At 55.2% G+C, this 13,804-nt stretch carries 12 protein-coding genes and 2 pseudogenes; 8 read left to right on the top strand and 6 right to left on the bottom strand.

What is annotated here, in order from left to right; translation table 11 throughout:
* Positions 1 to 24: 24 nt before the first annotated feature.
* A complete protein-coding gene (locus EB241_RS03165; RefSeq protein ID WP_233592527.1) occupies positions 25 to 240 on the bottom strand; it encodes a SymE family type I addiction module toxin in 216 nt (71 codons plus the stop codon).
* A 5-nt stretch (positions 241 to 245) separates the two neighbouring features.
* On the opposite strand from EB241_RS03165, the pseudogene EB241_RS03170 reads away from it, so the two are divergent.
* From EB241_RS03170 to EB241_RS03190, 5 genes and pseudogenes are all read left to right on the top strand, one after another.
* Positions 246 to 1,202: pseudogene (locus EB241_RS03170) on the top strand (VENN motif pre-toxin domain-containing protein); the annotation flags it as partial.
* A gap of 352 nt (positions 1,203 to 1,554) precedes the next feature.
* Positions 1,555 to 4,371 (top strand): annotated as a pseudogene (locus EB241_RS03175) (toprim domain-containing protein); the annotation flags it as partial.
* Positions 4,364 to 5,377, top strand: a complete 1,014-nt coding sequence (gene xerC / locus EB241_RS03180; protein WP_124231770.1) for a site-specific tyrosine recombinase XerC — start codon at positions 4,364 to 4,366, stop codon at positions 5,375 to 5,377. The pseudogene EB241_RS03175 and the gene xerC, both read left to right, overlap by 8 nt.
* A gap of 46 nt (positions 5,378 to 5,423) precedes the next feature.
* Entirely contained in the window at positions 5,424 to 5,684 is a 261-nt protein-coding gene (locus tag EB241_RS03185) for a type II toxin-antitoxin system ParD family antitoxin (protein ID WP_124231771.1), read from the top strand.
* Positions 5,684 to 6,013 (top strand): type II toxin-antitoxin system RelE/ParE family toxin, encoded by a 330-nt coding sequence (locus EB241_RS03190; RefSeq protein ID WP_124231772.1) that lies wholly within the window; start codon positions 5,684 to 5,686, stop codon positions 6,011 to 6,013. Before EB241_RS03185 ends, EB241_RS03190 begins: the two co-directional genes overlap by 1 nt.
* Positions 6,014 to 6,226: 213 nt before the next feature.
* Here the strand turns inward: EB241_RS03190 and EB241_RS21850 are convergent, their stop codons facing one another.
* Entirely contained in the window at positions 6,227 to 6,448 is a 222-nt protein-coding gene (locus tag EB241_RS21850) for a SymE family type I addiction module toxin (protein ID WP_324129213.1), read from the bottom strand.
* Positions 6,449 to 6,482: 34 nt separating this feature from the next.
* Between EB241_RS21850 and EB241_RS03200 the strand changes: the two genes are divergently transcribed.
* Positions 6,483 to 6,668 (top strand): hemagglutinin repeat-containing protein, encoded by a 186-nt coding sequence (locus tag EB241_RS03200; RefSeq protein ID WP_233592528.1) that lies wholly within the window; start codon positions 6,483 to 6,485, stop codon positions 6,666 to 6,668.
* A gap of 251 nt (positions 6,669 to 6,919) precedes the next feature.
* Entirely contained in the window at positions 6,920 to 7,492 is a 573-nt protein-coding gene (locus tag EB241_RS03205; RefSeq protein WP_124231774.1) for an Ail/Lom family outer membrane beta-barrel protein, read from the top strand.
* 53 nt (positions 7,493 to 7,545) lie between these two features.
* On the opposite strand, the gene proY is transcribed toward EB241_RS03205, so the two are convergent.
* From proY to EB241_RS03220, 3 genes are all read right to left on the bottom strand, one after another.
* Positions 7,546 to 8,901 (bottom strand): proline-specific permease ProY, encoded by a 1,356-nt coding sequence (proY, locus tag EB241_RS03210; RefSeq protein ID WP_124231775.1) that lies wholly within the window; start codon positions 8,899 to 8,901, stop codon positions 7,546 to 7,548.
* Positions 8,902 to 8,953: 52 nt separating this feature from the next.
* Entirely contained in the window at positions 8,954 to 10,276 is a 1,323-nt protein-coding gene (gene brnQ / locus EB241_RS03215) for a branched-chain amino acid transport system II carrier protein (RefSeq protein ID WP_124231776.1), read from the bottom strand.
* Positions 10,277 to 10,674: 398 nt separating this feature from the next.
* Positions 10,675 to 11,778, bottom strand: a complete 1,104-nt coding sequence (locus tag EB241_RS03220; RefSeq protein ID WP_124231777.1) for a cobalamin-independent methionine synthase II family protein — start codon at positions 11,776 to 11,778, stop codon at positions 10,675 to 10,677.
* 267 nt (positions 11,779 to 12,045) lie between these two features.
* Between EB241_RS03220 and EB241_RS03225 the strand changes: the two genes are divergently transcribed.
* Positions 12,046 to 12,492, top strand: coding sequence for an ASCH domain-containing protein (locus tag EB241_RS03225; RefSeq protein WP_124231778.1), 447 nt, complete (start codon positions 12,046 to 12,048; stop codon positions 12,490 to 12,492).
* Here the strand turns inward: EB241_RS03225 and phoR are convergent.
* On the bottom strand, positions 12,469 to 13,782 hold the full coding sequence (phoR, locus tag EB241_RS03230) for a phosphate regulon sensor histidine kinase PhoR (protein ID WP_124231779.1): 1,314 nt from the start codon (positions 13,780 to 13,782) through the stop codon (positions 12,469 to 12,471). The genes EB241_RS03225 and phoR overlap by 24 nt on opposite strands.
* Positions 13,783 to 13,804 lie beyond the last annotated feature (22 nt).

Below are 13,804 nucleotides of genomic sequence, written 5' to 3' on the forward strand. Positions count from 1 at the left end.
TTACTTTATAACCAGCCTGTTACCTCAAATCGACCGCCACTCCACCGTTCCCTCCGGGATCTTGCGTGGCCGCTTCTGCGGCGTGGCAACCAGGTCAATAAACGCCGCTATCTCCCGCTGTTTACGGTCAGACAGCTTCTTACAGACCCGCTTCAGGGTGGTGACAACTTCCGGTTCAGGGGGTGGTTCCGGCTGCGGCTCCTGCGCGGCCAGTATCAGACAGCCCGGTAAAACCCTCACCTCCAGCGCCGTACCTGGCAGAGCAAATCCACAAAATGGCACGGACGCAAAATAGCGAAGCCAATCTGATGGCCCATGCGGTGGTGGGTGCGGTAACGTCTTACGCGGCAGGAAACAGCGCATTAGCAGGCGCCTCCGGCGCGGTGATGGGCGAGTTTATCGCGCAGCAGATGTATCCGGGGATCCCGCGCGATCAACTCAGCGAGGCTCAGAAACAGACTGTCAGCGCACTGGCAACACTGGCGGCAGGCCTTGCGGGCGGCGTGACCGGAGGCAGCACGGCGGATGCTGTGGCGGGCGCGCTGGCCGGGAAGAATTCTTCCAATAACAACAATCTTGGCGGTCTGGGCAGTTACGACCAGGCGGCAGCCTCTCTGGGGACCTCTATGATCGAGGCCGGAGCGACAGCGGAAGAAATCAGCGCGGCGCTGAGTAAGAATGCGAAAGGCGATTTGCCTGCCAACCAGAACCCGGCAACCGGCTTATTAACAGCGTGGGGTGCAGGTGCGACCACGGTTGTGGCACCTGTTCTGTTGCCAGCTACAGCAACAGCGGGAAGTGTCATCGGGGCAGGTGCAATTGGTGGTTCCGCAAATGTCTTTAACCAGCTGAACAGCAGCGACCCTTTCAGTGCCACCGATGCGCTTATCGCGACTGGAGTCAGTGCCTTAACACAAGGTAAAGGGTTCTGGTTCACTGAAGTTGCGAGTGTTACGGGTGCTTATGCGGGAGCTAAATTACAGGGGAAAGATTCTACAGCTCCGATGATCGGTGCAGGCTTGGGAACTCTTGGAGGCGCTACGATAGGAAAAGGTGTGGAGCGATTACAAACTACAGTTCCTCAGTTTAATATCCCTAAACTCACAGGAGCTGTGGCTGAATCTGCTGGTTCTGAATATCTTGGAAGCTCCGCACAGAACCTGGCCGAAAAGGTTAAACAGAAATTAGAGAAGGGACAATGATGTCAAGTAATAGATTTAAGTTGCTGTTATTAATAACTATTTATTGGGTAGTTGGCCTTTTCATTATTCTTGTAGGCGGTCAATTACTTATATCCTTAGCCTCATATTTTTTGGTTGGAGATTTTGATTTTGATAGGAATAATCTAATCAGAGGAACTGAAATATCAGTCGGATGTGGAATTATTATTGGTATAGGACAGTGTCTTATGTCGAAAGAGAAACCAGCACCACCATCTAAGCATTCCTGATGATCTTAAATATCCCGGCCAAACCTGGGCCGGGATCTCTTTACCCACCAATCACTCCTCAGCCAGCCGGATGATCAACTGCCCGTGTTCAACCACCACCTTAACCGCCTGCCCGCCAGACGCTTACCGATCTGGATGATGACGGCCAGGCGCTGCTGCATCAGGTGGTGAACTGGTATCACCAGAACCTGCTGAACAGCCCCGATGCGCTGGCCTGGCTGGAGAAGCGCGGGCTTAATCATCCCGAACTGGTCAGCCACTTTAAGCTGGGGTTCGCCGGGGCGCATGGTGTGGCCGGAGCGCTGCCCTCGCCTTACTGCAAAGAGGGCAAGGCGTTACGCACACGCTTAAAACAGCTGGGCGTGATCCGTGAATCCAACCGTCAGGATCACTTCCGTGGCTGCCTGATGGTGCCGGTGACGGGCTGGTCAGAGAGTTACAATCCGGCACAACGTGGCCGGGTGTTGCAGCTCTACGGGCGGCGCACGATGGCCGATCACATGATATTAAAAGGCTCGGCAAAGCATCTTTACTTACCCTCACCGTTGGCCGGGATCTGGAATGAAGGAGCGCTGAAAGCCTCTTCTGAAGTGATCCTGTGTGAAGCACTGATCGACGCCATGACCTTCTGGTGTGCCGGGTTCCGCAACGTGATCAGCGCTTACGGGGTGAACGGCTTCACGCCCGACCAACTGGCGGCGTTGCAGTATCACGGAGTCAAAAAGGTGATGATCGCCTTTGATCGGGACGAGGCCGGGGATCGGGGTGCGGAAACGGTGGCTGAAGCGTTGAGCGGCGCGGGGATCGACGCCTGGCGGGTACGCTTCCCGGCCGGACTGGATGCGAATACTTACGCGGTGAAAAGCGGCAATGCGGAAAGTGCGCTGGGCCTGGCGCTGGAGCAGGCGATCAGAATGGCAGCGGCCACATCCGGCAGCGCAGACGCCCGGCTGCAAAGCGACCCTGCTGTTACATCCGAAACCGTGACCGGCAGCAATGAAATTATCCCTTCCTTAGCTGCCGGACAGGATGTCCCAATGTCGCGGGCGCAGGGATGCGCAGGAGCGACCGCCCGACCGGCCCCACAGGCGGCTTCTCAGCCCGCTGCAACCTCCCTTATCGCCTGCGAAACCACGCCCGCCGGTGAGCTGCTGTTACGCTCCGGCCCGCGCGTGTAGCGGGTGCGTGGCTGGCAGAAGAACACGCTGTCAGAAGTGATGAAGGTTAACGTGCAGGTGCTGGACGAGAGTACTGGCGCGTTCCACGTGGACAGCTTCGACATGTATCACGCGAAGCAGCGGCAGGCGTTCGTGAGCGGTGCGGCTAACGAGCTGGCCTGTGAGCTGAGCGTGATAAAGCGCGAGTGTGGCCGCCTGCTGTTATGTCTGGAGCAGCAGCAGGACGAACAGCGCCGCTCAGCGGAGGCGGAGCAGGCAACCGGCACGGTGACGGTCTCCGGTGACGACGAAGCGGCGGCCCTGGCACTGCTGAAATCCCCGGACCTGGCAGAACGCATCGTGGCGGACCTGGCCGCCTGTGGCGTGGTCGGCGAGTCGGCCAACCTGTTGACCGGCTATCTGGCGGCCACCTCGCGCAGGCTGGATAAACCGCTGGCGGTGTTAATCCAGTCTTCCAGTGTTGCCGGGAAAAGCTCGCTGATGGATGCGGTGCTGTCGCTGATACCGGAAGAGGAGCGGATACAGTACAGCGCGATGACCGGGCAGAGCCTCTACTACCTGGGCGAGACCTCGCTTCAGCATAAAATCCTGGCGATAGCGGAGGAAGAAGGTGTGCGTCAGGCGGCCTACGCGCTGAAGCTGTTGCAGTCGGACGGTGAGCTGAAGATAGCCTCAACCGGCAAGGACGAGCAGTCCGGCGAACTGGTGACGCGGGAATATAAGGTTCAGGGGCCGGTAATGCTGATGCTGACCACCACGGCCAGCGATGTTGATGAAGAGCTGCTGAACCGCTGCCTGGTGCTGACGGTGAACGAGTCGCGGGAACAGACCGAGGCGATACATGCGCTGCAACGTAAGAGCCAGACGCTGGCCGGGCTGCTGGCGCAGAGTGAGAAGCAGTATCTGACCCGGCTGCATCAGAACGCGCAGCGGCTGTTACGCCCGCTGAGGGTAGTCAATCCGTATGCGGAGCGGCTGACCTTCCTGTCGGACAAAACCCGCACCCGGCGCGACCATATGAAATATCTCACCCTTATCCAGTCGGTGGCGCTGCTGCACCAGTACCAGCGGGAGGTGAAGCGGGCTGAACACCGGGGGTCTGTTATCGAATATATCGAGGTGCAGCCGTCCGATATCCGGCTGGCCAACCGGCTGGCGCATGAGGTGCTGGGGAGAACGCTGGACGAGATGCCGCCGCAGACGCGGAAACTGTTAATCCTGCTGCGGGAGATGGTCGCCGGGCTGGCCGCGTCGCAGAACTGCCAGCCGTCAGAGGTGCGCTTCACCCGGCGAGACGTGCGGGAGCGGCTTCACTGGGGCGACACGCAGTTAAAGGTCCATCTGGCGCGGCTGCTGGAGATGGAATACCTGCTGCTGCACCGGCGCGGCCTGACGTATGAATATGCGCTGTTATGGGACGGCGGCGACGGCGAAGAGGCGCACCTGTGCGGGCTGCTGGAGGTGGACGGCGCGGAAACACTGGCGACCACTGACAAAGGCGATACGTCCCGGTCGGGGTCTGAATCTGACCGGTCGGAGGAAACGGGCCAGCAGTCGGCCCCCGGTTGGGATGCGGTCGGTGCCCAGCCGGGCAGTGAAAAAGCCGCTTCAGGCCAGACAGCAGAAGGCCTGGCGGCTGAAGCGGTCGGGACTGATGAAAACGCAGTAATCAGGGGCAAAAGAAAAGAGGAGCAACCACCTTTACCTTCGTTAACACCACAGGGAGGAACCACGCATGGGTAAACGTGACAAGCGGCGGCAGGCGCCGGAACCAGTCGGAGACGTCCTTGATAAACGGGCGTTCTGGCCGCGACTGATGCAGTATCAGCGACTGGAAGAAGCCCGGCATACTTCAGCGCGGACCTTACAGACACGGCTGGAGTGCTTAACAGATTTTATCCACTGGTGTGTCGAGCGCGGGTTGCGACAGCCCGCAGAGGTGACACGCCCGGTACTGGAGCAATATCAGCGCACGCTGTTCCTGTACCGCAAGGCCAATGGTGCCCCGTTATCGGTACGCAGCCAGCGGAGCCGACTTGGCTCAGTGCAGGGCTGGTTCCGCTGGCAGATGCGGCAGGGGCTGCTGCTGAGCAATCCGGCGGCTGACCTGCTGTTGCCGAAGGAGCCGTATAAGCTGCCAAAGGACGTGCTCAGTGCAGAAGAGGCGGAGCGTGTGATGGCGGTGGCAGATGTAAGCACGGCGGCGGGACTGCGGGACCGGGCGCTGCTGGAGCTGCTCTACAGTACCGGTATGCGCCGGATGGAAATCTGCGGGCTGGATATCTGGAGCGTCAGCCAGGAGCGCGGCACCGTGACCATCCGCCAGGGTAAAGGCCGTAAGGAGCGCATCGTACCGGTGGGTGCGCGGGCGCTGGGCTGGGTGGCCCGCTACCTTGCAGAAGGCCGTGATGCGCTGTGCCGGGGAAAACGCAGTGATGCGTTGTTCCTGGCGAATGATGGCGAGGGGTTCAGTCCGGGCGGGCTGACGCACCACATTGGCCGCTATGTCAGGCAGTCCGGGGTGAGAGAAAGCGGGAGCTGTCACCTGTTCCGGCACACGATGGCAACGCTGATGCTGGAGAACGGCGCGGACACGCGCTGGATACAGGCAATGCTGGGCCACAGCAGGCTGGAAACCACCCAAATCTACACGCGGGTCAGCATCCGGGCGTTGAAGGAGATCCATACGGCAACGCACCCGGCAGAACAGCGGGACAGGTCTGAAGTTGATAATAAAGAGCAAGCCTGAAATACTAACAGTTATTAACTGATAGTAATCCAGCAGGAGAAACATCATGCCAACCAGCGTGGCACTCAGCCCCTACTTCGAAGCGTTCATCCGTGAGCAGATCGAAAGCGGACGCTATAACAACACCAGTGAGGTTATCCGTGCCGGACTGCGGGCACTGGAAGAACGGGAACAGCAGATGAAACTTGAAACGCTGCAAAAGGCGGTCAGTGCAGGTATAAACAGTGGAGAAAGCCGGAACGCTGAAGAGGTGTTCGGTCGTCTGTCGCGTAAATACCGGCGTATGGCCGAAGGTGGTAAAGCGTAATGAAACTGGGTATATCACCACTGGCAGAGCAGGATATGGAAGCCATAGGTGACTATATCGCGCAGGATAATCCGGTACGGGCGGTGAGCTTCACTGAAGAGCTGTACCAACAGTGCCTGCTGATAGCAGAGTCACCCGTTATCTACAGAGAGAGGCCGGAGCTGGGTCAGAGCGTCAGAAGTTGCGCTTACGGGCGTTATCTCATCGTGTTCAGAGTGCTTGATGCAGAAGTGCGTATAGAAAGGCTGCTGCACGGCTCGCGGGATATTATCAGTCTGTTCGCGGAGCCGGACGGAGCAGCGGAGCAGTCGAAATGGCCGCTGAGTTAGCCGGTTCCCTGTGAGTTGAGTTGTTCGTGCACGGCAGAGCGCGGCGTCCATGCCGCGATCTGCCTTCATCGCGTTCAGTGCCACGCGGGGTAAATGGCCGGGCAGCGGTGCGACATCGCACAATATAATAGCGATGTGCCCGCTGCCCGGCCATTCAACATAATGTGGCATTATACGCAGCCGTCCCGTGTGGTCACGAAGCCCGGCCCGCCCTCAGCGTGCGGGCCGTCTTCGTATAATATGCATTATGTCTTGCGCCCCGCTCACACAGCACCTCAACCTTCTTCCTGTGCCCAAACCCCAAATCCCCATCCAGTGGCCCTTAAGCGTAATCGACGGCGACAGCTGAAACTTCCTCGAATCGCGGATATAACCCACGGTATAACGTAGGGCTTTGGTTGAAACCTGTTCTGACTTATGATGTTGCGCAGCCATAATTCGCTACCTCGCGTAGTTGCATCTGAGCAGCGTGGTTGGTGCCAACCTCTCCTGGGGCAGCCAGTCATCCACATCCAGCCAGACCGCCACCCGCACCCAATGCGAGGGCAGCACCCTGACCGCCAGCAACAACCTGACCATTAAGGCCACCGGCACCGATATCAACGTGCAGAGCAACCAGAAACAGGCCGACAATGATAATTCCGCAATGCATTAACAACCCGCTCATATTTTTAAATAAAAAATCAAAAAAGAAAAAAACTGACAAATAAAAAATATCCCTCATTAAGGCTAAAAGTGGCAAAAGTATTATTGCGTGACACATATCACTTCTTTCGGGTTAATACATTCAAAATATTATTAATATCTTTAGAATAACACCTGCTTTTTCGCTGTAATTTTTATTTTAAAAGTAACAATAAATTTACCATGACTACACAAATGGTCATTAAAATTAAGGATGATATAATGAAAAATATTTTTATCAGCGCTTTTTTACTTTCCTCGGCAGCATTTTCCCCACTGGCTTTAGCTGATAACCATACGGTTTCACTTGGCTACGCACAGAGTAAACTTCAGGCTCTTAATACTCAATTAAAAGGGGTCAACTTAAAATATCGCTATGAGTGGGATTCACCACTTAGCGTTATTGGATCAATGAGCTATTTAAACGGTAACAGTAGCCATTACGGTGATTCCGGTTCAGGAAGCGATGATATTGATATTCATGCAAAAACCAAAGTTTATTCACTTTCAGCGGGTCCGGCCTGGCGATTTAATGACTACCTCAGCGTTTACGGTCTGGTGGGAATAAACCATACCAAAGCTGACGAAAATTATGTCTGGAAGCGTAATTATGTCGCCTTCCTCAGAGAAAGTTACAAAGGAAACGATACCTCTTTCATGTATGGTGCCGGAGTACAAATTAATCCTGTCGATAATATCGCCATTGATATTGGCTATGAAGGAACCCGCACAAAATTTCCTGGCGGAAACTTCGCTATTAATGGCTTTAACATCGGTGTCGGTTATCGTTTCTGATAAAAATAAGCACAATAAAAAAGCCGGATTATTCCGGCTTTTTTATTGTGCGGTCAGGCACCGGCTTTCTTACGTACAAACGCCCAGCTGGCAGTCAGCAACACCAGCCAGCCGGCGCCCACATAAAGTGACACACGGGTATCCGGGAACCAGCCAATCAGGCCGATAATAAAGAACAGAAACAAAATGCCAACGATCGCGGTGAAGGTTCCGCCCGGCATGGCAAATTTCAGGGATGTTGTCTGCTCGAGACTGAGGCCGCGACGGAAACCAATCTGCGCGAACAGGATCATAATCCACACCCAGACCGTGGCAAATGTTGCCAGTGACGCAATCACCAGGAACACTTTTCCCGGCATCAGGTAGTTGAGATAAACCGCCACCAGCATGGCGGTCATCATCACCAGCGTGGTTACCCATGGAACGCCGCGCCGCGAAACGGCCGCGAATACTTTTGGCGCATGCCCCTGCTCTGCCATTCCGTGCAGCATACGCCCTACGCCGAACACATCGCTGTTAATGGCCGACAGCGATGCGGTGATCACCACAAAATTCAGTACCGCGGCGGCGGCGGCAATGCCCATATGCTGGAAGGTCAGCACAAAGGGACTGCCCTGAGTGCCCACCTGATCCCACGGGTAGATCGACATAATAACGAACAGGGTGCCCACGTAGAACACCAGAATACGCAGAGGAACGGTGTTGATGGCACGCGGAATGGAAACCGCCGGATCTTTCGCCTCACCGGCGGTGATACCAATAATTTCGATACCGCCATAGGCAAACATCACTATCTGCAACGACAGCACCATCCCCATCACACCGTGCGCGAAGAAACCGCCATTGCGCCACAGGTTACTGATGCCGGTCGGCTGCCCTCCGTTACCGATCCCCCAGACAATAATGCCGATCCCCGCGATAATCATGATAATAATGGTGGCAACTTTAAACAGCGACAGCCAGAACTCCACTTCACCAAACACTTTCACGGTAGCCATATTGATCGCGCCAATGATCAACACCACGCTCAGCACCCATATCCAGTGCGGCACATCCGGGAACCAGACGCCCATATAGATGCCAAATGCGGTGACATCGGCAATCGCGACAATCAGAATTTCAAAGCAGTATGTCCAGCCGGTGATATAACCGGCCAGCGGACCAAGGTAATCCTGAGCATAGCGCGAGAAGGAACTGGCCTGAGGGTTATTAACCGACATTTCACCCAGCGCCCGCATAATAATATAAGCAATGGCACCACCGATGATGTAGGCAAGGATCACGCTGGGTCCGGCCATTTTCATTGCATCAGCCGAGCCGTAAAACAGCCCGGTACCAATAGCCGATCCCAACGCCATAAAGCGAATATGACGGGTACTCAGTCCTTTTTTGAGTTTATTTTCAGTCATTTTTCCGTCTTCATAATCTCTGTTTTTCCTGCCGGAAACGCTATCACATTATTTATTGCTGTGGGACGCCAACCTGCGGCTGACCCATCGCGCGGTCATAAATCGCCACCAGCACCAACATTGCCAGCGATGGCGGTACCCATGCCAGCCCCTGATCCGCCAGCGGTAAATGCGCGGTAAAATCAGGCAGAAACGCCGCAAAGTGCGTGGTTTTAACCGCATCTATAATGCCAGCGAGCAGGCTGACCAGCATGGTTGGCGCAACAATGCGGCTGCTTTTTTTCCACCAGCCCAGGGTAAAGCTCAACAAAACCAGCACGATGCACGGCGGATAAATCGCAGTCAGCACCGGAACAGAAAACTGGATCAGATGGCTCAAACCCAGATTAGAAACCAGCATTGAAAACAGGCCCAGAATAAACACCAGCTGGCGATAGCTGAGCGGCAGATACTGTTCAAAAAACTCAGCACAGGCACAGGTCAGTCCCACTGCCGTGACGATACAGGCGACGAAGATGAGCACGGCAAGGAAAAGGCTGCCCATACTGCCAAAGGTCTGCTGTACATAAGCGTGCAGGATCGTCGCCCCGTTGGCGCTCTGCGCGGCGATTGAGGCGCTTTGCGAACCCAGTTTAAACAACGTCAGGTAGACCAGCGTCAGACCAATACCGGCAATCAGGCCGGCAATAATGGTGTAGCGGGTAAGTAAAGCCGACTCGCTAACGCCACGGGAACGTGCCGTGTTGACAATCACAATGCCAAACACCAGCGCGCCCAGCGTATCCATGGTCAGATAGCCATTAACAAAACCGCTGGTAAACGCGGCATGTTGATACGCCCCGGTCGCCGGGGCAATCTCGCCAGCAGGCCACATCAGTGCGGCAGTTCCCAACACCGCCAGCGCCACAATCTTCAGTGGTGCAAGAAAGTGGCCGACGGTATCCAGCAGTTTGCCAGGATAAAGAGAGATGCCTATCACCAGCACAAAGTAGACCAGACTGTAGATAAACAGAGGCAGCGGACTCTCACCGGTGAGAGGCGCAATGCCAACTTCGAACGACACGGTGGCGGTACGCGGCGTGGCAAATAACGGTCCAACGGCGAGATAGCAGACCGTCGCCAGCACCATTCCCGCCACCTTGCCAACAGGAGAACTGAGTGCATCAATACCACCGCCCACGCGGGCCAGCGCAATAACGGTGATCACCGGCAGTCCTACGGCAGTAATCAGAAAGCCCAGTGCGGCAACCCAGACGTGCTCACCAGACTGAATACCCACCATTGGCGGGAAGATAATGTTACCGGCACCGACAAACAGGGCAAATGTCATAAAGCCCAGTGCGATGATATCTTTGAAGGTTAAACGATTAGTCATAAGCCGAGAATTAGCCTGTTACGGGTGTTGGTGAAATCGTCATATCAGCATTGTCCCCTTGTCTGCACGAAACGTTGACGCCCGGCCGGTGGCAGAGAGCAATCTTCTGGTCAGATGCCGTATATCAGCGGATTTGCGCTGATTACGATCTTTTTTCAGGGGGAAACGAAAAAACGGCGCTAAGTAAACCGTTAATAGCGGAGAAAGACAAGACAGGATCGGTAATGCAGCACAATATAGCGCAAAAAACACTACAGCCAGTTTATCACTTTGGTTTAATCGCCGTAGCCATCAGAAGATATGTATTTTTTTTGCGCACTTCAGGAAAGATATGTGCAAAAACACGTTGCTGTATGCGCAAAAAGCGCGCGTCCGCGCGCTTTCAGGCAGCATTCTGGTCACCAGATCTCGTTAGCCAGCTCCGTCACCAGCCGTAGCTTCGCCCACTGCTGTTGCTCGCTGAGGCTGTTACCTTCTTCCGTTGAGGCAAACCCACACTGTGGGCTGAGGCAAATCTGTTCGGGGTGGACATATTTTGCTGCTTCCGCAATCCGTTTTTTGACGCTGTCCCGATCCTCCAGCTCCCCCACTTTGGTGGTAATCAGCCCCAGCACCACCTGTTGCTTACCCGGTTTAATAAAGCGTAACGGCTCGAAGCCACCAGAACGCTCGTTATCATATTCGAGGAAAAACGCATCGATATTCACGCCGCCAAACAGGATTTCGGCCACCGGCTCGTATCCCCCTTCCGCTATCCAGGTTGAGCGGAAATTGCCGCGACACACATGCAGGCCAATAGTCAGATCGTCCGGTTTGCCCTCAATCGCTTTATTCAGCACCCGGGCATAAGTCGCGGCCAGCGCCTGTGGGCAGTCGCCGCGATCCCGGATCTGTCGCTGTTGATCTTCAGAACAGAGATAAGCCCAGACGGTATCATCCAGTTGCAGATAGCGACAACCGGCATCGTAAAAAGCGTGGATCGCCTTGCGCCAGGTCAGCGCCAGGTCGTCGAAGTAGGTTTCCATATCAGGATAAACCGTGGCGTCAATCGTCTTACGTCCACCACGAAAATGCAGCACGCTTGGGCTGGGAATGGTCATTTTAGCGATGGCGTCACCGCTGATGCTTTGCAGATAGCGGAAATCTGCCAGCATGGGATGATCGCCAAAGCCAAGCTTGCCGGTGACTTTTACCCCGCGCGCTTTGGTCTGGACACCATTGAACTGAATCCCCTGCTCTGCTTCATACGCCTGCACCCCTTGCAGGCCCTCAAAGAAATCAAAGTGCCACCATGCCCGGCGGAACTCACCGTCAGTAACCACTTGCAGTCCGCAGGCTCGCTGTTGCGCCACCACATCGCGGATAGCTTCATCTTCAATACGCCGCAGCGTCAGCGTGTCAATTTCACCCCGCTGAAACTGTTCACGGGCCTGCTTAATGGCTGCCGGGCGAAGGAAGCTGCCGACCACTTCGGCACGATAGCGGGCTGAATCTCTCTGCATTTCTGTTCACTCCTGCCTGCTCACGCCAGGCACCAATATTGAAATAGTTTCTCAGGGTTACATTAAGACTTATGGATGTCTGTATGGCTGAAAGGGAGCATGTCACCTGTGGGCTTTATCAGCAACTGAGTATATTTCATTAAACATGAAAGAAACTCATATATTGATGTCACCGAATGATGCTGGCGAAAAAGATGTATGCCTGTCTCCGCCAGCGTCATGTCCCGTGTTAATTTTATCTGCTAACCAAGGTTACGGAGCCTGAGCATGGATCAGACAGCAACGCTTGAAAAAAAATACCCTGGCGCTATCGCCTGGTCGTTTGGTGACAGCCACGAACTGGCTGACGAGCTGGCAGACCTCGTTATCAGCGGGATAAAAACCGCGTCATGCAGTTCATTCTGTTGTTTTGAAAAGGAAGAAAATCCGCCAGCCATTGGTGGCTACAGCATTATCCTTAACGGTGATGCTCATCCGGTATGCGTCATCCGAACCCTCTCCCTGCGGCTGATGCGTTTTAATGGGGTGACAGAAGAGCATGCAAGAAAAGAGGGGGAAGGCGATCTCAGCCTTAACCACTGGCGACAGGCCCATCAGGCCTTTTTCCGGCGCGAAGGCACCTGGTCCGACAGCATGGAGGTGGTGGCCGAAGAATTTGAACTTATCGAAATCGTATCGCCTTCACTGCCCTCACCACGCCGCACTGTCAGATAACGGCTCACTGACAATTAACCGGGGTGGAAGGGTAAAACTGAAACAGGTCTCTTTTCCCGGCTGGCTGCGAATTTCCAGTCGGGCACCGTGATGACTGAGCGCGTGTTTAACAATAGCCAGCCCCAGCCCGCTGCCGCCGGTATGACGTGAGCGCGCTTTATCAACGCGATAAAAACGTTCCGTCAGACGCGGAAGGTGTTCCGGTGCAATGCCGGGTCCGCTGTCACGCACGCTGAATGTCGCCCCCTGAGACGTTCTCTGCCAGCCAATGGTGATACGCGTTCCTTCAGGGGTGTGATTCACCGCGTTATAAACCAGATTGGCAATCGCACTGTGCAGCTGTTCATCATTACCAAACACCCTGAGGGTGTCATCATTGCTGAAATGAATCTGATGACGCCCCTGACTGAGCGCCTCCGCCTCACGCTGCAACAGCCTGAGCATCAGCGGCACATCAACCTGTTGCTGTAAATCCAGCGCCGGTGCGGCTTCAATACGCGAGAGCGTCAGCAGCTGATTTACCAGGCCATCCATACGGCGGGTTTGCTCCTGCATGGTATGCAGGGCTTTATCACGCTGTGCCTCTTTCATCCCGCTTTCAGCCATCATCTCCAGATATCCCTGCATAACCGTCAGCGGCGTACGCAGCTCATGGCTGACGTTGGCAAAAAAGCTGCGGCGCGAACTCTCCAACTGATGCATCTGAGTCATATCCCGCGCCACCAGCAGATACTGACCTTCACTGTATGGCATCACGCGAATTTCCAGCTGGCGTTGGTTATTCAGCACCAGCGTCAGCGGACGGGAAAAATCGTGCTGACGCAGATAACGGGCAAACTCCGGGTAACGCAACAGGTTGAGGATATTCTGTCCGCTGTCTTCCGGCCAGCGCAGTCCCAGCAGTTGCTGTGCCAGACCGTTACACCAGAAAATAATCCCATCTTCGGTGGTCAGCACCAGCGCATCAGGCAGCGACTCCGCACCACTGCGAAAACGTTTGATCAGATGGCTCAGCTCACGGCGACGGCGACGGTTTCGTATCTGCATCTGATGTAAACCATAAAAGAGCGGTTCCCAGCTGCCACACCCGGCAGGCGGAGTCATGCTGCGGTCAATCCACAGCCAGTGAGATAAACGCAACAGGTTGGCAAAATGCCAGCCCAGCAGCAGCAGTACCGCGAGCAGCAGCAGCCAGGGCAGATAACCTGTCACCAGCCCAATCAGCAGCGCGGGCAGGCAGACCAGCATCAGCTCCAGCAGTAATCTCTTCCAGGAGAGGCGTTCCAGCAAGGTAAAAACTCCAGTACGAACG

Source organism: Erwinia psidii (assembly GCF_003846135.1).
GTDB classification, from domain to species: Bacteria; Pseudomonadota; Gammaproteobacteria; order Enterobacterales; family Enterobacteriaceae; genus Erwinia; species Erwinia psidii.

What these genes read in the sequence shown, in the direction of transcription:
- xerC (WP_124231770.1), top strand. Translation starts at nt 4,364, where the DNA reads ATGGGTAAACGTGACAAGCGGCGGCAGGCGCCGGAACCAGTCGGAGAC.
- EB241_RS03185 (WP_124231771.1), top strand. Translation starts at nt 5,424, where the DNA reads ATGCCAACCAGCGTGGCACTCAGCCCCTACTTCGAAGCGTTCATCCGT.
- EB241_RS03190 (WP_124231772.1), top strand. Translation starts at nt 5,684, where the DNA reads ATGAAACTGGGTATATCACCACTGGCAGAGCAGGATATGGAAGCCATA.
- EB241_RS21850 (WP_324129213.1), bottom strand. Translation starts at nt 6,448, where the DNA reads ATGGCTGCGCAACATCATAAGTCAGAACAGGTTTCAACCAAAGCCCTA.
- EB241_RS03205 (WP_124231774.1), top strand. Translation starts at nt 6,920, where the DNA reads ATGAAAAATATTTTTATCAGCGCTTTTTTACTTTCCTCGGCAGCATTT.
- proY (WP_124231775.1), bottom strand. Translation starts at nt 8,901, where the DNA reads ATGACTGAAAATAAACTCAAAAAAGGACTGAGTACCCGTCATATTCGC.
- brnQ (WP_124231776.1), bottom strand. Translation starts at nt 10,276, where the DNA reads ATGACTAATCGTTTAACCTTCAAAGATATCATCGCACTGGGCTTTATG.
- EB241_RS03220 (WP_124231777.1), bottom strand. Translation starts at nt 11,778, where the DNA reads ATGCAGAGAGATTCAGCCCGCTATCGTGCCGAAGTGGTCGGCAGCTTC.
- EB241_RS03225 (WP_124231778.1), top strand. Translation starts at nt 12,046, where the DNA reads ATGGATCAGACAGCAACGCTTGAAAAAAAATACCCTGGCGCTATCGCC.